Source organism: Bradyrhizobium sp. Kon56 (assembly GCF_055807635.1).
This window is the reverse complement of record NZ_JBVVOU010000058.1, coordinates 1-17,160: the sequence shown is the minus strand read 5'-3', so window position 1 is coordinate 17,160 and position 17,160 is coordinate 1. Positions and strand designations below refer to the sequence as shown.

Sequence of the window (17,160 nt, the reverse complement as noted above, 5' to 3'; positions counted from 1 at the left end):
TACGGCAAAATCGTGTGGTCCTGACGCCCGGGGTCTGTGCGTCAAGCGTTGCGGTGATGTGGGTTGCCCAACCGGGCGCACGCGTCAGCCATCCGCAAGGCGACGGGGGCAATAGTGCATCGCTCCCCGGGGAGAGCGCGACATAAGCCGTAAAGCCACTGCGCAGGGAAGGCCGGATGTTTTGGCTTCACCTGTATGCTGCTGTGCAATTTTGTTCACGACAATCTCGCACAGTGGACCGCGGGTGCCAGCCGGCACCCGGTCTTCCCTGCGCCCTCTTTCATTTGAGGGTAAGGCATCGAGGCAAAGCTCGGGCGAACAAGCCGCGAGGATGCGAAGGTGCGTCTGCGATCCGGAATGCGATGAAAGTGCGACGCTTCCACCCACAGACTCCGTCATTGCGAGCGCAGCGAACCAATCCAGAGTCTTTCCGCGTGGGCAGTCCGGATTGCTTCGCTGCGCTCGCAATGACGAGGATGATGGGAGTATACGCCGCCGAGATCGCAAAGCTGCTCGCCGATTTCGGCGAGCGAGATTCACGGACGGCGTAACTCGGACGGATAGCAGTCGTAGACCAGCGCCTTGAAGGCCGGCGTGATGCGGCTGCGCTCGTTCTGGGTCTGCTGCATCAGCAGGTAGACCATGTCGAGCTTGGGATCGACGCCGAAATAGGTGCCACTGCCACTGTCCCATTTCAACTCGCCGAGTGAGCCCGGCGGCGGCGGTTTGGCGTTGCCGGGATCGGTCCGCACCGCGAGGCCATAGCCATAGCCGAAGCCGTCGCCCGGAAAATAGAAGTAATCGCGTCCGACGCCCGAGCCCGGCCCGACGTGATCGGTCGTCATGGCCTTGAAGGCAGCGGGGCTCAGATAGCGCTTGCCGTCGAACTCGCCGCCATTGAGCAGCATCTGCGCGAATCGCTGGTAGTCGGTGATGGTCGAGAGCAGCCCGCCGCCGCCGGACTGCCATTCGGGGTGATCGAGGCGCTCGCGCTCGGCGGCGAGCAGGATGTTGTCGTTCGGCAGCGGCCGCGCCATCCGCGCAAGCTCGTCCTCGGTCGCCAGCGCGAACTTGGTGCTGCTCATGCCGAGCGGATCGTAGATGCGCTGCTTGAGGAATTCGTACAGCGTCTGGCCCGAGATGATCTCGATGACGCTGCCGAGGACGTCAGTGGAATGACCGTAGCGCCACAGCGTTCCCGGTTGCCGTGCCAGCGGCAGCCTTGCGATGCGTTGGGCGAATTCCCTGTTGTTGAATTGACCTTCGAAGATATTTGCGGCCTTGTAGGCCTGCTCGACCCATTTGCCGCCGATGTAGTCGTAGCTGATGCCCGAGGTGTGCCGCAGGAGATCCTCGATGTTGACGGGACGGACCGGGGCCACGAGATCCAGGTGCAACGTGCCGTCGGGATTGGTGACCTCGAGGCCCACCTTGGTGTCGGCGAAGAGGGGAACGTATTTCGACACGGGGTCGGTGAGCGCGAGCTTGCCCTCGTCGATCAGCATCATCGCGCCAAGGCAGGTGATCGGCTTGGTCATCGAGTGGATGGCGAAGATCGTATCGGGCGTCATCGCGAGACCGGTCCTGGTGTCGCGCACGCCAATAGTCTTCAGATAGACCGGCTTGCCGTGCTGCTGGACCAGCACCACGGCGCCGGGCAGCCGGCCATTCGTCACCTCGTTGTCGAAATACGCTGTGATACGGTCGAGCCCGTCGGACGACGGCGCGGGGACGTCGGCGGCGCGGCTTCGCGCCATCGTGCCGGCCAGCAGCGCGGCTCCGACCAGAAATTCACGACGCTTCATCCGGGCTTCCTCCCTCGCCGGGATCAAAGCCGCAAGACGTCGAAGGCGTCAACACGCCTTCGATTAAAATCGCGTCACGATTTCAGAAAGGACCGGTCGCGGACGGTCTTCGCTCGGCCTGGTCGGCTTGCCGATATGGACGAAGCCCGCGAGCTTCTCGTCCGGCTTGAGGCCGAGGCCATCCAGCACGTCGCGATCGAACGCGAACCAGCCGGTCAGCCAGCAGGCGCCGTAGCCGAGCGCCGCCGCGGCCGTGACGATGTTCATAACGCTGGCCCCGGCCGACAATTCCTGCTCGAAGGCCGGCACCTTCGGATGCGGCTTCGTGAAGCTGACGATGCCGATCACCAGCGGCGCATCCGTGAGGCGTTTGCGCTCGGTCTCGACGTCGGCCGCCGGCGCGCCGGGATTCTTCCGGGCAAACACCTTCGCGATCACCTCGCCGGCGCGCTGGCGCGCATCGCCCTCGAAGATGATGAAGCGCCAGGGCGCGAGCTTGCCATGATCAGGCACGCGCGCGCCGATGGTGAGGATCGTCTCGAGCTCGGCCGGGGAGGGGCCAGGTCCGGACATCTCGCGCGGCTTGACCGAGCGGCGGGTCTTCAGGAGTTCGATGGCGTCGGGCACTGCGGTTTCCTCTTCGGCTGGTCGTCGGGCGTGCAGTCCCCACATAGGAATGCACGCCCGCAACCGAAAGCGAGTTTAGACCGATTTCAGATGTCAGGTCGCGCCACGCGCCCGCTTCACATCCGGCGGGGTCGCTTCGTCGACGAGGGCGGCGATGGCTTCCACCGTCGTCGTCACTTGCTGCCCGTCGCTGCCGAGCCGGCGGATCGAGACCGACTGCGTCTCGGCCTCTTTCTTGCCGACCACGAGCAGTGCCGGAATTTTGGCGAGCGAATGCTCGCGGACCTTGTAGTTGATCTTTTCGTTGCGCAGGTCGATCTCGGCTCGAAGTCCCGCACGCCGAACCTGCTCCAGCACCTGCTTGGCATACTCGTCGGCTTCCGACGTGATGGTGGTGACCACCACCTGCACCGGCGACAGCCAGAGCGGGAAGTTGCCGGCATAGTGCTCGATCAGGATGCCGATGAAGCGCTCCATCGAACCGCAGATCGCGCGGTGCACCATGACCGGCGGCTTCTTGCCGCTGTCGTGGTCGATGTAGAACGCACCGAACCGTTCCGGCAGGTTGAAGTCGACCTGCGTGGTGCCGCACTGCCAGTCGCGGCCGATGGCGTCGCGCAGCACATATTCGAACTTCGGTCCGTAGAAGGCGCCTTCGCCCGGATTGATCTCGGTCTTGATGTGATTGTTCTGCGACTGGATCTCGCGCAGCACCGTCGCCATCACGCGCTCGGCGTGATCCCACATCGCGTCGGTGCCGACGCGTTTCTCCGGCCGGGTCGACAGCTTCACAGTGAGATCGCCGGTGAAGCCGAAATCGGCATAGGTCGACAGGATCAGCTCGTTGATCTTCAGGCACTCGTCGGCGAGCTGATCCTCCATGCAGAAGATGTGCGCGTCATCCTGGGTGAAGCCGCGCACGCGCATCAATCCGTGCATCGCGCCGGACGGCTCGTAGCGGTGCACCACGCCGAACTCGGCGAGCCGCAGCGGCAGGTCGCGGTAGCTCTTCAGGCCATGCTTGAAGATCTGCACGTGGCCTGGGCAGTTCATCGGCTTCAGCGCGAACCAGCGCTTGTCTTCGGCCTCCTCGCCGGCCGACTGCGCCGCGAACATGTTCTCGCGGTACCAGCCCCAATGGCCGGAGGTCTCCCACAGCGACTTGTCGAGGATCTGGGGGGCGTTGACCTCGCTATAGTCACCGGCCAGGCGGCGTCGCATATAGGCGATCAGCTGCTGGAAGATGGTCCAGCCCTTGGCGTGCCAGAACACGACGCCCGGACCTTCCTCCTGGAAGTGGAAGAGGTCGAGTTCGCGCCCGAGCTTGCGATGGTCGCGCTTTTCCGCTTCCTCGATCTGCTTCAGATAAGCGTCGAGGTCCTCCTGATTGGCGAATGCCGTGCCGTAGATGCGGGTCAGCATCGGGTTGTTGCTCTCGCCGCGCCAATAGGCGCCGGCCACCTTCATCAGCTTGAAGGCGTTGCCGACCTTACCGGTCGATGTCATGTGCGGGCCGCGGCAGAGATCGAACCAGTCGCCCTGGTAATAGATCTTGATCGGCTCGTTGCCGGGAATGGCATCGACCAGCTCGACCTTGAACGCCTCGCCCTTGTCGCGGAACACCTGTTTGGTCTTTTCGCGATCCCAAACCTCCTTCGTAAAAGGCTTGTCGCGCGCGATGAGCTCGCGCATCTTCTTCTCGATCGCGGCAAAGTCTTCCGGCGTGAACGGCTCGTTGCGGAAGAAATCGTAATAGAAGCCGTTCTCGATCACGGGGCCGATGGTGACCTGCGTGCCCGGCCACAGCGTCTGCACGGCTTCGGCCAGCACGTGGGCGCAGTCATGGCGGATCAGCTCGAGCGCGCGCGGATCGTCCCGGTTGATCAGCTCGATCCTGGCATCGGCTTCGATGGGATCGTCGAGGTCGGAGACCACGCCGTCGAGCGCCATCGCGACCGTACGCTTGGCCAGCGACGGCGAAATTCCCTTGGCGAGTTCGAGGCCGGTGATGCTCTTGGCGTATTCGCGCCGGGCGCCGTCGGGGAAGGTGAGGGTGATTTTTTCCGGTGGGGTCACGGGTCTCAAATTGCTGAGGCTGTACTGGAAGCCGGATTCGGATTTGGGCTGCTCGGACTTGGATTGGTCCTTGGATGGGTCCTTGGGCTGGTCGGTCATGGCATGTCTCCTGAGGCTCACTCCTGCGAACGAGCGCAGGTAAGCGGGAACGAGCGATATATCAGGCGAGTCGGCCTGCGCAATCCGGCATTTCCAAGAAACCGGCGCGCAAAAGCGGAGGCGCTGCACGAACTATTCCGGGCAACGCCCTTTAACTGGTCGCAAGGCGGCTCTACATGCGTTTGCATGGAAAATGCACGCGCCGGCCGTTTCGCGCCAACCGCCCTGATGCTCGGCAATCTCGTCACCGGCTGCTCAGTACTGGCGCCGGCGGGCATGCTGCCGGAATTGGCGACGGGGCTCGACGTCAGCATCCATGCGGCTGCGCTCCTGATCACCTTCGGGGCTGTCATCCTCTGCATCGGCTCGCCGCTGACGGCCTGGCTCACCAGCCGGATCGAGCGCCGGGCGTTACTCACCACGACGCTGGCGGTGCTCGCTTTTGGCAATCTGGCCTCGGCCTTTGCGCCCGACTATGCGAGCCTCCTCGTCATCCGCCTGGTGATGCTCGCGGTCGGCGCGCTTTACACGCCGCAGGCCGCCGGTACGGCGGCGTTGATCGTGCCGGTGGAGCGTCGCGGCAGCACGATTGCCTACATCTTTCTCGGCTGGTCGCTCGCTGCCGCCGTCGGCCTGCCGCTGATCACCTTCATCGCCAGCCGCTATGGCTGGCGCGCGGCCTATGGCGGAATCGGCGCGCTCGGTTGCGTCAGCTTCCTGCTGTTGCTGATGCGGCTGCCGGGGGGCTTGAAGGGGACGCCGGTGGATCTGAAGACCTGGAGCGCGGTCGGTCGCAACAGAACGATCCGGCTTCTGCTTGCGATCACGATGTTGCAGATGTCCGGGCAGTTCGTGGTGTTCACCTTCATGGGGCCGCTGCTCAACAAGCTGACCGGTGCAGGGCCCGATGCGATCGGCCTGGTGTTCGCTCTCTGTGGCGTCTGCGGCTTCCTCGGCGTTGTCATCGCGACCCGCATCGTCGACACCTCGGGACCCTATCGCACCTCGCTGCTGTTCACCTGCCTGCTGCTTGCAGGAATCACGGGCTGGGCACTCGGCGCCGGCACGCTCGCGTTGATGGCGGGTGCGGTCGCGATCTGGGGCCTCGGTTTTGCCTCGACCAATTCGATGCAGCAGGTGCGGCTGGTCTCGGCCGCACCGTCGCTGGCATCGGCGACCGTCGCACTCAACACCTCCGTCCTTTATATCGGCCAGGCGGTCGGCTCTGCCGTCGGCGGACTGCTGTTCGCCCGCGAGCTCCTGCATACGCTCGGCTTCGTCGCAGTCGGTTTCGTGGTGGTGGCGCTGATCCTGGTCGTCCTGACCCGGCCCCGGCCGGCAACAGCCGCCCCGGCCTGAACGGAAGCGTGCCTGTGTGCGCAAGGTGCTTGGCAAACCGCGCGCCGGGAGGCTAGAAGGCCGGTCATGGGGACCAAAGAGGGTTGACTGAGATGAGGATGATTCTGGCGGTTGCCGCGGTGCTCTATTCAGCTTCCGCTTTCGCGCAAGCCGACAAGCCACCAATGATCGGAGACAAGCCGTTGGTGCAGGTCAAGCCCAAAGGGACCAAGGCGGGCACCAAGGAGGCTGCGGCCAAGCCGGCTGCCGCGCCGAAGGGCAAGCCACAATCCATCGCGGCGCGGCTGCAGGCTTGCCTGGACCTCGATGACGGCACCAAGGACCGGCTCAATTGCTACGACGCCGTGATCCCGCCGACGCCAAAGCCGAAGCCGGCCAAGGCCAAGGGCTACGCCGATTGCCGTTTCTTCAAGGAAGAGGACGAGCGGCTGGCCTGCTTCAACGGCTTTGCCGAAAGCATTCCGAAGCTGCCAAAGACCTGAGGCAGATCAGGGCCTGCGACAGTTACAGGCCCACCTAGCCAAAATACCGACGGCGCAATATCGCGGGCTTACCGGCCCGACGGGGATGGATTGGTGGAGGCCACGCGCGTGAGCGCGAGTGATGGCGTCGCCGACATCTTCACGAGGACGTCCTTGAGCGGGTCCCGCGTCCACGCTCGCGTCACATAGTCACGATGCGTGATGCCGTCCCCGGTTTCGACGAACACCACGCTGCCCGGACGCAAGGGGCCGTCCATGTCTTCGGAGACGGTTATGCCTTTCTGCCGCAGCGTGCTCATCAGTTCGCGGTCGCGCCGTGCGGTGTAGCGGGTGTAGGAGCTGACGAAGAAGCCGGAGCGGTGGCTCTCGATCCATGAGGCGAACTTGTCCATCTCGCCATAGACGGCGTCGAGCAACACGACGCCGCGGACACGGTCACCGATGCCACCAACCTCGAGGCTCCAGGCCGTCGGCAGGAAGCCGCCGCTGTAGCCGACGATCACGATCGGCATGTTGGCGAAGGCGCGGGCGCTGTTGGGATCGCCGGTGAGGCGGGCGAGATGGTTCGCCGACTCGTCGATGAAGCGCTTGAGGCCGCCAGCCTGCCAGAATTTTCCTGCGCTGGAATCGGCGGCATCGACCGCCATCTGCGGTGCGAGCAGGATGGCGTTGGCGCCGGAATCAGTGATCTGTTGCGGCACCAGCTGGCGGTCGCGCACGTCGCGCTCCAGCGTCGCGCCATTGCCGTGGAAGAACACCACGATCACGCCTGGCTTCCGCACGTCGAAATGTTCGGGCACGTGCATCAGGACGCGGTTATCGTTGTAAGTCTCGTCCTGCCAGAACACGCGCCCGGAATAGCTGCGGTGGCCGCGGCGGTCGCCCTTGGAGATGTTGAGGAATGGCGCGTCGGAGGCAGGGTTGTTGCCGAAATAGGGGAAGGCTGACGATTTCATGCTGACGAGCGTCGTCAGGTCCTCGCGTGGCGGACGCTGGTAGGGGGCCTGCGGCGCGAGCGAAGCAACCTTGTAAGGCGCCTGCTCCGGCTGCGGCTGCACGGCGCGCTTGGGTGAGAAGTCCGACATCTGCCGTTGCAGAAAACCCTCGCTCGCGGATGGGAAGCGCTCCCTGAACTGGGGGGCCGGGAAGCGATCCTCGAACGTGTCGCTGCTTGCGAGCTGGTTTGTCTTCGCGACGACCTGGACGTTGGCTGGGACGTTGGCTTGGACGTTGGCCTGCGAGTTCGCCGCGAGTGCTGCCGGATTGGGTGCCTTGCCGCATTGAACCAGCGTCAGCGACAACGGCACCAAGGCTGAGATCAGAGCGGTCCGAAGCGCACGACCGCGTGCGCCGGACGTGGTCCGGTCGGCGCGGATGTCAGCTCTCGGTTTCGGAACGGCCCCGACCATTCACCCATGACCCCAAGTCATGACCACAAGTCCATCGGCAATCATTAAGGCAATTGAGCCGATGGGCGTTTAGGCGACGTTAAGTGTCCGGAGAAACTTCCCCACATCCGGAACGCTCAAAGGGACCACGCAATCGTGTCGCGATTGTGGGGGAGGGAGACGGGATGTCCCGGTGTTTACGACGCTTTATTGCCCGTTCGTGCATTGATGGTGCTGCAGTACCGATTTGGCCCCGCCTCATTTAACCCTTGTTAACCCTGCTTGGATTGACTGGACCGAGCTGCACGATGCTTCCCACGAGGCGTGACGCCTGAGGTTGAGGACGGCGATGACGGCATCAGATGCGGGTACTGCACCCTGGACCGGCCGGCTCACCGGAAGCGGGTCCGGGGTCTCCGTTCTGGTCGCAACCGCCATCGTCGTGGCCGACATGATCGGGGTCGGCGTCTTCACCAGCCTCGGCTTCCAGGTCAAGGACATTCCCTCGGGCTTCTCGATTCTCTTGCTTTGGACGGTCGGCGGGATCGTTGCGCTATGCGGGGTATTCTCCTACAGCGAGCTCGGCGCGATGTTTCCGCGCTCGAGCGGCGAATACAATTTCCTCGGCCGAGCCTATCATCCCGCCTTCGGCTTTCTCGCCGGCTGGGTGTCGGCGACGGTTGGCTTTGCAGCACCCGTCGCGCTCGCCGCGATGGCCTTTGGCGAATACGCCAAATCGGTGGTCCCCGATGTGCCGCCGATCCCGCTTGCCATCGCCGTGGTGTGGCTGGTCTCGCTCGTGCAACTGACCGGGGTCAGGCATTCCTCGACGTTCCAGTTGATCTCGACCATCCTGAAGGTCGTGCTGATCGTTGCCTTCCTGGTCGCCGGCTTCATCGTCGGCGTGCCGCAGCCGATCGCCTTCACGCCGCAGGCGGGTGATCTCGTGCATATCGTCAGCGCGCCTTTCGCGATCGGGCTCGTATTCGTGATGTATTCGTTCTCGGGCTGGAATGCCGCGACCTACATCATCGGCGAGATGAACATGCCGCAGCGGGACCTGCCGCGTGCGCTGCTCGCGGGCACGCTGATCGTGCTCGTGCTGTACGTCGCGCTGAATGCGGTGTTTCTCCATTCTACGCCGGTGGGCGCGCTCGCGGGTCAGCTCGACGTCGCCAGCGTCGCCGGCAGCGCGATCTTCGGCAATCTCGGCGGCCGGATCGTCGGCGCGATGATCTGTTTCGGCCTGATCTCCTCGATCAGCGCGATGATGTGGATCGGCCCGCGCGTGATGATGACGATGGGGGAGGATATTCCGGCGCTGCGCGTGTTCTCGCGGAGATCGGTGCGCGGCGCGCCGGCCTATGCCATCCTGTTTCAGCTCGCCGTCGCCAATTTGCTGCTGTTCACGCGCAGCTTCGAGGCCGTGCTCGACTTCATCCAGTTCGCGCTGCTGTTCTGCTCGTTCTTCACGGTCGCCGGCGTGATCAAGCTGCGCATCACGGATCCCGATTTGCCGCGGCCCTATCGTGCCTGGGGATACCCGTTCACGCCGCTCGTGTTCCTGCTCGTGACCGCGTTCATGATGTACTATTTATTGACTGAGCGGCCGGTGCAATCGCTATCGGGGATGCTCGTCCTGGTCTCGGGCCTGTTGATTTATGCTGTTTTCCGCAGGCGGCCGGTCGCCGCTGGCACGTCACACAATCGCGAATAGACATGTTTCGACCCATGAGAATTGCGGCCGTGGCTCTCGCCTTGCTGGCTGCGGCCGTCTCGTCCGCACGTGCTGCCGAGGCAACCTTCGACGACACCGCGCGCTTCCTCGCGGGCATGCAGCCTTCGGCGGATTCGCCGCTGGTGCCGCTCACAAAGGACTCGGGTTGGCAACGCCACGCGAGATTCTTCGACAGTGCCTTCGCCCAGCTCGAGGAGCGCCAGCTCGCGAAGATCCGCAACTGGGCCGACGTCAATTTGGCGGCGACCAAGCCGACCATGTTTTATTGGTTCAGCGGCCCCGACTTCCTCTACGCCAACGCCTTCTATCCCAAGGCCAGCACTTACGTGCTTGGCGCGCTGGAGCCGGTCGGTGCAGTGGCTGACCTGACGCGATTGCCGCGCAGTTCGGTCGGCGCCGCGCTCTATAATGTCGAGCGCTCGCTCGGCTCGATCCTGAGTTTTTCCTTCTTCATCACCAAGCAAATGAAGGTCGACCTGCACACCAACCAGGTCAACGGCACCTTGCCGATCCTCTACGTCTTCCTCGTCCGCTCCGGCAAGATCATCCGCAATGTCGAGATGGTCGCACTCGACGACAGGGGCGGCGTGCATGTCGGCAACGACAATCCAGGACCGAACGCGACGCGCGGCGCCCGCATCACCTTTGCGGGCCCCGACGGCGAGGCGCGCACGCTGTATTATTTCTCGACCGATCTCTCCAATTCAGGTGCACGCGCGGCAGGATTCCTGAAGTTCTGCGAGACGCTCGGACCCGGCAACAGCCTGATCAAGAGTGCGTCCTATCTGCTGCACTCCGGCAATTTCACCGTGGCGCGCGACTGGTTGCTCGCCAACAGCGCGACCATCGTCCAGGACGATTCCGGCATTCCGCTTTCGAGCTACAATTCGCGGCAATGGCGGTTCTTCCCGTTCGGCCGCTATCTCGGACCGATCGGCGAATTCCCCGGCCGCTACCAGGAACGCTACGCCGCGCTGTTCACGCGCGCCCAGCCGATCGATTTCGGCGTCGGCTACCGCTGGCGAATGCACGAGTCGAACTTGCTGCTGGCGGTGAAGGTGCCGGGAAGCGAGACGGCGCCGGGGGCGGAGACCACCTCGTCCGCCGAGCCGTCGCCGAAACCGCTGCGTCCCAAGCGGCCACGTCCGCCTGAGCCGGTCCCGCCGCCACCCGGACGCTTTTTCTGGTCCCGCTAATTACCAGTGCACGCTCTGGCTCGGCACGATGAATGCCGTCGTGCTAGGCGGCGTGGCAAGACTCGTCTCCAGATACCAGCCGGAGCCGACCACGAGCAGCAGCAGGGCGATGATGGCGAGCATGTCGAGGGTTCTGGGATCGTGGCCTCGCGAACCACCCCGGGAATCCGGTCCAAGTCTGACGTGAAAATGAGGGCTGATTTTCCAGCGCATTGTTGTTTCCTCCCGCGGGAGCATCACAGCAACGCGAGGAGAGAGTTTTGGTTCCACTCAAGGTAGCGACACCTGAGGCGCCGCATCATGCTCAGGATGCGTTGACGCCGCGCCAGCGGCCGTAGCGCCAGGGCAAGTACCAGCGCGCGCCCTGTGGTGCGGTGAGGGGCACGTTGTCGATGCCCGAGGTGCCGAAAGGGTTGCAACGGAGCAGGCGCGCGAGCGTCATCCAGCCGCCGGCCCACAGCCCGAACCGTTCGATTGCCTCGTCGCCATAGGTGGAGCAGGTCGGCAGGTGCCGGCAATTGTAGCCAACCAGCGGCGAGAGCGTGTGGCGGTAGAGCCAGATCAGCGCGCGGGCGAATCTGCGTGGAAGCCGGAGCGCGCCCGCGACGGGATTGGAACAGTGCTCGCAGGCTGATTGCTTCATGGGCGCTTTGCTGAGATCGTGGGCGAGGTTTTGCGCGGTTCCGGTGCAGGGAACTGTAAGCTGTTGTTTGTACGTCATATTTAGCGTGCTTTTTGGGAGCAGTGCAGCAAATGCCTATGGACGAGCTGTATTCCCCCGGATACCATTTTTGTGACGTCCATGTGAGACTCATTGGAATGTCGGAACGGGGCTTGGCTGAGTCGGCTCGCCGTAAGGCTTGGGCTAAGGCTTGGGACTTGGGGAAGGGACCAGTTTGAAACTTCTGAAGGCGCTCAATCTTCGCGGCTGGTTGCTGGTAGGAATCGCCGCTTGTGGAGTCGTGCTGGCTGGCGCCGTCGCGATGCTCGGGTCGTCTGCCCGGGCCGGTGCTGCCCTCGAAGAGCGCAAGCTGCCGATGAAGTTCAATTGGGTCGCCTGCGAACCGAATTGCCGCGGTTGGGTCAGTGCAGTCGGCATCATCACCGCCGATACGCCCCGGGACTTCGAAGAGTTTTCCCGCGGGCGCCAGCTCGGCGGCGCCACCGTGGTGCTGGATTCCAGCGGCGGTTCCGTCAACGACGCGATCACGCTCGGCCGGCGCTTCCGCAATCTCGGACTTCTGACCACGGTCGGCGTTAGCGTTCAGAACCGCGGCGGGCAGTCGGCCCGTCCGGCAGTCGCGCCGGAGGCCTATTGCGAATCCATGTGCGTGTTCCTGCTGTTGGCGGGCAAGAAGCGCTACGTGCCGGAAGCGGCCCATGTCCGGGTTCACCAGATCTGGATGGGCGATCGCGCCGACGATGCCAAGGCGGCGAGCTACAGCGCGCAGGACCTGATGATCGTGGAGCGCGACATCGGCCGGCTTGCCAAATACACGTTCGACATGGGCGGTGCCGGCGATCTGCTGTCGCTCGCGCTCAGCGTCCCGCCCTGGGAAGATCTGCATCAGCTCGATGCAGGCGAGCTCAAGCTGACCAATCTCGTGACGACGGATCTCGTGGCCGACGTGCTGCCGCATGTCGACATCTCCGCGCCGGCAATGGCGGAGCTTGCACCGAAGACCCAGGCGAGGTTCGGTGCGGAACCGGAGCAGCCTGCGAAGTCGACCAAGACGGCGGAAGCCCTGGTGCCCACGGGCGGCGTGGCCACGCCGGTTGCGGCGTCGCAGAAATAGCCTCGAATCTCTGATCTATTTCCGGGTCGAGCGACGAGCCCGGATCAGCCTCCGGAATCAGCCTTGCGCCGCAGCCGGCTGCTTCGCCTTCGCCTCGATCTGGCCGATGGCATCGACCACGGCATCGAAGGTCAGGAGCGTCGAGGCGTGGCGCGCCTTGTAGTCGCGGACCGGCTCGAGGAACTTGATCTCTTCCCATTTGCCTTCAGGAGGCGCGCCGTTCTCCTTCAGCATCTTGCGAACAGTTTCGCGTAACTCACGGAGTTCGCTCGCAGTCGATCCGACGATCTGACTTGCCATGATGGAGGAAGAAGCTTGTCCCAGCGCGCAGGCCTTCACGTCATGGGCGAAGTCAGTGACCTTCTCGCCCTCCATCTTGAGGTCGACCTTGACCGTCGACCCGCACAGCTTGGAATGGGCGGTGGCAGTGGCATCGGGATCCGGCAACCGCCCGAGCCGCGGAATATTCCCGGCCAGTTCGATGATCCGCTTGTTATAAATGTCGTTCAGCATGTGATGGAGTCCAGCAGGACCGGCCTTGGCGTGCGCCGTCCACAGCCTTATATAGGGTCGGAACTGGCGGAAAAACAGTCCAGCGCCGCAGCGATGGTGTGATCCAGAACCCTGCTGCCGGCGTTACGGCTTGCAGACTTTTCGCCGAAACTGTTCTCTCAGGCGTCCGGCGGTTCGCCGCCCGTCTGCCGGTGACACTCCGGCCGCAAGGCCGTCGAACGGAGTCGACATGGACGCTACCATCAAATCCATCCGCCCCAACAAGCCCTCCGATCGGCAGCCCGAGAGCCGTCCGGCGGAGCTTGATCCTTCCGAATTCCTTGCAGCCGCCGTCCGCGCCGACCAGCCGCGCCCGGCGCGCGCCGAGGCCGAGCAGGCGGTGAAGACGCTGCTTGCCTATATCGGCGAGAACACCAACCGCGAGGGACTGCTCGACACGCCGCGCCGCGTGGTCGAGGCTTTCGACGAACTCTATCAGGGCTACCACCAGTGCCCGGCCGAGGTGCTCGATCGCACCTTCGGCGAGACCGCCGGCTATGACGACTTCGTCCTTGTGCGCGACATCGAGTTCACCTCTCAATGCGAGCATCACATGATGCCGTTCTACGGCAAGGCGCACATTGCCTATACGCCGGTGGAACGCGTGGTCGGCCTGTCGAAGCTTGCGCGCCTCACCGACATCTTCGCCCGCCGGCTCCAGACCCAGGAGCACATGACCGCGCAGATCGCGGCAGCGATCGACGAGATCCTCAAGCCGCGCGGCGTTGCCGTGCTGATCGAGGCCGAGCATACCTGCATGTCGGTGCGCGGCGTCGCCAAGCATGGTGCCTCCACCTTCACCAGCCGCTTCACCGGCATGTTCCGCGACAATCCGGCGGAACAGGCGCGTTTTCTGTCCCTGGTGCGAGGCCTGCAGCGCTGACCTCGCGAATAGACCGGCGAGGGCGTTGTGTCCGCTCACTCCCATGAAACCGAGGAAGGTCTCGCCTTCCTTCCGAGATTCGATGCGGCCGGGCTCGTCACGGTCGTCGCGACCGAATTTTCCACCGGCGACGTGCTGATGGTCGCGCACATGAATGACGAGGCGCTGCGCAAGACCATCGCGACCGGCGAAGCCTGGTACTTCAGCCGCTCGCGCAATGCCTTGTGGCGAAAAGGTGAGACCTCAGGTCAGACCCAGCGCGTGCTCGAGATCCGCACCGATTGCGATCAGGATGCGGTCTGGCTGCGCGTCGAGCAGATCGGCGCTGCGTGTCACACCGGCCGCCGGTCCTGCTTCTACCGCAAGGTCGAGGCCGAAGACGGCGGCGCCAGGCTCGTCTTTGTCGATGCGGACAGGCTGTTCGATCCGGACGCGGTGTACAAGAAGTAGTCCTGCCGTCATGCGGAGGGCGGCGCTGGCGGCCCGAATTTACCCCGCATTAACCATATCTGTCCCACGGTGAGACGACAGGGCGTCGAATTGCCGGCGCGCCTCAACGCCATGCGGGCGGGCACTTCATCATGTCGGTCGACAATTCCAGTGTCTCACAGGCGGCGGTCCTTGATCCGTCGCGGGCACGCGTCGCCAGTGCGATCAAGCAGGCCTCGAACGTAGGTGGCGTCAGCTTCCAGTACATGCTGACCACCGCCAAGATGGAATCGGATTTCGATCCCACGGCGGGGGCGACTACGTCATCCGCGCACGGGCTCTACCAGTTCATCGACCAGACCTGGCTTGGCACGGTGAAGGAAGCGGGCACCCAGCTCGGCTATGGCAACTATTCGGACGCCATCACCAGGACGTCGTCGGGCACCTACACCGTCGATGATCCCGCGATGAAGCGGTCGATCATGAAGCTGCGCGACGATCCGGAGGCCGCCTCCAGCATGGCGGCTGCGCTGACGCAGTCGAACAGCTTCAAGCTCACCGGCCTGCTCGGCCGCAGGCCGTCCGACAGCGAACTCTACATGGCGCATTTCATGGGCGTCGGCGGCGCCGCGAAACTGATCGCCAATGCCGAGGACAATCCGCAAGCGGTTGGCGCGCGGTTGTTTCCTAACGCGGCGTCCGCCAATCGCTCGATCTTCTACGCCAAGGACGGCCGCGCGCGCAGCATCTCCGAGGTCTATTCCGTGCTGGATGCACGCTACGCCGGCGCGGCAAATTCGAAAACCACCCGCAGCGCGATGGCGATGTATGGCGGCACGTCGACCACGCAGGTCGCGAGCGCCAACGGCGTACAGCCTGCCGCGCCGCTGATCGACAATGCCGCGTATCTCCAGACCTTTCCGAACACACGCGCGGTGATGCCGGTCAGCGCGACAGTGCCAACGACGGCCGCGGACAATACACCGATCACGCCGGTGTTTCGCTCGATCTATCAGCCCGGCGACACCACCCAGCCGGTCTCGACGACCGTGCAGAAATTGTGGGGCAACAATGCCTCGCTCACTTCGGTCGCACCCGCGACCTCGGCCGCATCGGGGACGCCTGACGTCCGGCCGCCCCAGCCGCTTGATCTGTTCAGCGATCGCAGCGGCACGTTCTCAAGCTAATACGCACTCCCGTGTCTCGGACACGTCGCAGCGGGAACGCTGCTGCGCAGGGCCCGGTGCGTGAACGGGCCGCCTTTGTTCCCTTAACAAAACGTCAATAAAACCAGCCAGTTATGGTGAACGCTTTATTAAGCGTCGTGGTTTATTTTGTGTTGCAGGTGACAAGCCGTCACCGCTTCGTCTTCGTTGCGTAAGCCGGAAGCACCATGATTGTTCGGCAGTTCATCAATTGGATCAGGACGGCGCCCGCCGGCGAGCGGGCCGAGGCGACGCGGGCGCTGGCCCGGGCCTGGCTGATCTCAGACCTTTCCCATGACGACCGTATTGCCGCTGAAGGCGCGCTTCTGATGCTGCTTGACGATCCCTCGCCGCTGGTGCGGCAGGCGATGGCCGAGGCGTTTGCGCGCAGTACCGAGGCACCGGCGTCGATCGTGCGGGCGCTGTCGGCGGACCAGCCGACCGTCGCGCTGCCCGTGCTCGAACATTCTCCGCTGCTGATCGACGCCGATCTCGTCGACATCGTCGCGACCGGCAACGACGAGGTGCAGTGCGCGGTCGCCCGCCGCATCGCGCTGCCGGTATCGGTCTGCGCCGCCATTGCCGAAGTCGGCTGCGCGGCGGCAGCGCTCGAGCTGATCGAAAATCCTCATGCCGAGCTTGCGCCCTTCTCCTGGGATCGCATCGTCGAGCGTCACGGCCATCTCGCCGCGATCCGCGAGGCGATGCTGGTGCTGGAGGATCTGCCGTCTGCCACGCGCGCCGCGCTGGTGGCCAAACTCTCGGAGACGCTGGCCCAATTCGTCGTAGCCCGGAACTGGCTGACTGCCGACCGCGCCGAGCGCATCGCGACCGAGGCGCGCGACCGCTCCACCATGAACATTGCGGCGCGCTCGCGCGGCGAAGACATGGAAGGGCTTGTTCGGCACCTGCGCATCACCGGCCAGCTCACCGCGGGTCTCATTCTGCGCGCGCTGCTGTCGAGCAATCTCGACCTGTTCGATGCGGCGCTGGCTGAGCTCGCCGAGCTGCCGCTGGCGCGCGTGTCCGCGCTGCTGCACGATCGCGGCGGCAACAGCCTGCACGCGCTGCTCCGCCGCGCCGGGCTTCCCGAGGCGACGTTTGCAGCCTTCCAGGTCGCGCTCGATGCCTGCCACGAGCAGGGCTTCGTCGACAGCGACGACAATGCAGCAAGGCTGCGCCGCCGCATGGTCGAGCGCGTGCTCACCCATTGCGAGACCGACCGCGGCGCGACCGAGCCGCTGATGGTCCTGCTCCGCCGCTTCGCCACCGAATCCGCGCGCGAAGAGGCAAGGCTGTTCTGCGACGAGCTGGTCGCGGACGAGACGGTTGATCCGGTCTATGACGATCTGATTGCGGCGTAACGAGACGTGTAGGGTGGGCAAAAGGCGCATTGCGCCGTGCCCACCGTCTCTCCGCACAATTCATGTCGATTGGTGGGCACGCTTCGCTTTGCCCACCCTTGTAATAGCGCGATCAGTTATTCTCGACCTGTTCCGTGAGGAATGGCCTGCCGCGGTTTGCA

General features: G+C 64.2%; 16 protein-coding genes. 9 read left to right on the top strand and 7 right to left on the bottom strand.

Annotated elements, in window-relative coordinates; all coding sequences use genetic code 11:
- Nucleotides 1-536: 536 nt before the first annotated feature.
- From AC0L3B_RS36860 to thrS, 3 genes are all read right to left on the bottom strand, one after another.
- A complete protein-coding gene (locus tag AC0L3B_RS36860; RefSeq protein WP_473382320.1) occupies nt 537-1,805 on the bottom strand; it encodes a serine hydrolase domain-containing protein in 1,269 nt (422 codons plus the stop codon).
- 63 nt (nt 1,806-1,868) lie between these two features.
- Nucleotides 1,869-2,432 carry a nitroreductase family protein gene (locus AC0L3B_RS36855; protein WP_018455367.1) on the bottom strand — a complete coding sequence of 188 codons (564 nt, stop codon included), beginning with the start codon at nt 2,430-2,432 and terminating at the stop codon, nt 1,869-1,871.
- 93 nt (nt 2,433-2,525) lie between these two features.
- A complete protein-coding gene (gene thrS, locus AC0L3B_RS36850) occupies nt 2,526-4,607 on the bottom strand; it encodes a threonine--tRNA ligase (RefSeq protein ID WP_473382318.1) in 2,082 nt (693 codons plus the stop codon).
- A 186-nt stretch (nt 4,608-4,793) separates the two neighbouring features.
- Here thrS and AC0L3B_RS36845 point away from each other — a divergent pair, with 186 nt between their 5' ends.
- Nucleotides 4,794-5,966 carry an MFS transporter gene (locus tag AC0L3B_RS36845; RefSeq protein WP_473382315.1) on the top strand — a complete coding sequence of 391 codons (1,173 nt, stop codon included), beginning with the start codon at nt 4,794-4,796 and terminating at the stop codon, nt 5,964-5,966.
- 92 nt (nt 5,967-6,058) lie between these two features.
- The gene (locus AC0L3B_RS36840) at nt 6,059-6,448 is read left to right on the top strand and encodes a hypothetical protein (RefSeq protein ID WP_026232937.1); all 390 of its coding nucleotides are present in this window, start codon (nt 6,059-6,061) and stop codon (nt 6,446-6,448) included.
- A gap of 68 nt (nt 6,449-6,516) precedes the next feature.
- Here the strand turns inward: AC0L3B_RS36840 and AC0L3B_RS36835 are convergent, their stop codons facing one another.
- Nucleotides 6,517-7,857 carry an alpha/beta hydrolase gene (locus AC0L3B_RS36835; RefSeq protein ID WP_204511589.1) on the bottom strand — a complete coding sequence of 447 codons (1,341 nt, stop codon included), beginning with the start codon at nt 7,855-7,857 and terminating at the stop codon, nt 6,517-6,519.
- Between the two features lie 328 nt (nt 7,858-8,185).
- Here AC0L3B_RS36835 and AC0L3B_RS36830 point away from each other — a divergent pair, with 328 nt between their 5' ends.
- Nucleotides 8,186-9,553 (top strand): APC family permease, encoded by a 1,368-nt coding sequence (locus AC0L3B_RS36830; RefSeq protein WP_085351144.1) that lies wholly within the window; start codon nt 8,186-8,188, stop codon nt 9,551-9,553.
- Nucleotides 9,554-9,555: 2 nt separating this feature from the next.
- Nucleotides 9,556-10,770: a hypothetical protein gene (locus AC0L3B_RS36825; protein ID WP_085351145.1), complete on the top strand. Its 1,215-nt coding sequence runs from the start codon at nt 9,556-9,558 to the stop codon at nt 10,768-10,770.
- Here AC0L3B_RS36825 and AC0L3B_RS36820 read toward each other — a convergent pair whose 3' ends face one another.
- Together AC0L3B_RS36820 and yidD are read right to left on the bottom strand one after the other, a co-directional pair.
- Entirely contained in the window at nt 10,771-10,983 is a 213-nt protein-coding gene (locus tag AC0L3B_RS36820; RefSeq protein ID WP_026232939.1) for a hypothetical protein, read from the bottom strand. It lies immediately after the preceding gene.
- Between the two features lie 91 nt (nt 10,984-11,074).
- Nucleotides 11,075-11,413 (bottom strand): membrane protein insertion efficiency factor YidD, encoded by a 339-nt coding sequence (gene yidD / locus AC0L3B_RS36815; protein WP_247299741.1) that lies wholly within the window; start codon nt 11,411-11,413, stop codon nt 11,075-11,077.
- Nucleotides 11,414-11,666: 253 nt separating this feature from the next.
- Here yidD and AC0L3B_RS36810 point away from each other — a divergent pair, with 253 nt between their 5' ends.
- Nucleotides 11,667-12,566, top strand: a complete 900-nt coding sequence (locus tag AC0L3B_RS36810; protein WP_204511587.1) for a COG3904 family protein — start codon at nt 11,667-11,669, stop codon at nt 12,564-12,566.
- 57 nt (nt 12,567-12,623) lie between these two features.
- On the opposite strand, the gene AC0L3B_RS36805 is transcribed toward AC0L3B_RS36810, so the two are convergent.
- The gene (locus tag AC0L3B_RS36805; RefSeq protein ID WP_007602629.1) at nt 12,624-13,079 is read right to left on the bottom strand and encodes an iron-sulfur cluster assembly scaffold protein; all 456 of its coding nucleotides are present in this window, start codon (nt 13,077-13,079) and stop codon (nt 12,624-12,626) included.
- Nucleotides 13,080-13,308: 229 nt separating this feature from the next.
- Here AC0L3B_RS36805 and folE point away from each other — a divergent pair, with 229 nt between their 5' ends.
- The 4 genes from folE (at nt 13,309) to AC0L3B_RS36785 (ending at nt 16,999) form a co-directional block, all read left to right on the top strand.
- Entirely contained in the window at nt 13,309-14,001 is a 693-nt protein-coding gene (gene folE / locus AC0L3B_RS36800; RefSeq protein ID WP_007602630.1) for a GTP cyclohydrolase I FolE, read from the top strand.
- Nucleotides 14,002-14,028: 27 nt separating this feature from the next.
- Nucleotides 14,029-14,451 carry a phosphoribosyl-AMP cyclohydrolase gene (gene hisI, locus AC0L3B_RS36795; protein ID WP_018455377.1) on the top strand — a complete coding sequence of 141 codons (423 nt, stop codon included), beginning with the start codon at nt 14,029-14,031 and terminating at the stop codon, nt 14,449-14,451.
- Between the two features lie 131 nt (nt 14,452-14,582).
- On the top strand, nt 14,583-15,617 hold the full coding sequence (locus AC0L3B_RS36790; protein ID WP_018455378.1) for a transglycosylase: 1,035 nt from the start codon (nt 14,583-14,585) through the stop codon (nt 15,615-15,617).
- 206 nt (nt 15,618-15,823) lie between these two features.
- The gene (locus tag AC0L3B_RS36785; RefSeq protein WP_204511586.1) at nt 15,824-16,999 is read left to right on the top strand and encodes a DUF2336 domain-containing protein; all 1,176 of its coding nucleotides are present in this window, start codon (nt 15,824-15,826) and stop codon (nt 16,997-16,999) included.
- Nucleotides 17,000-17,160: the final 161 nt, after the last annotated feature.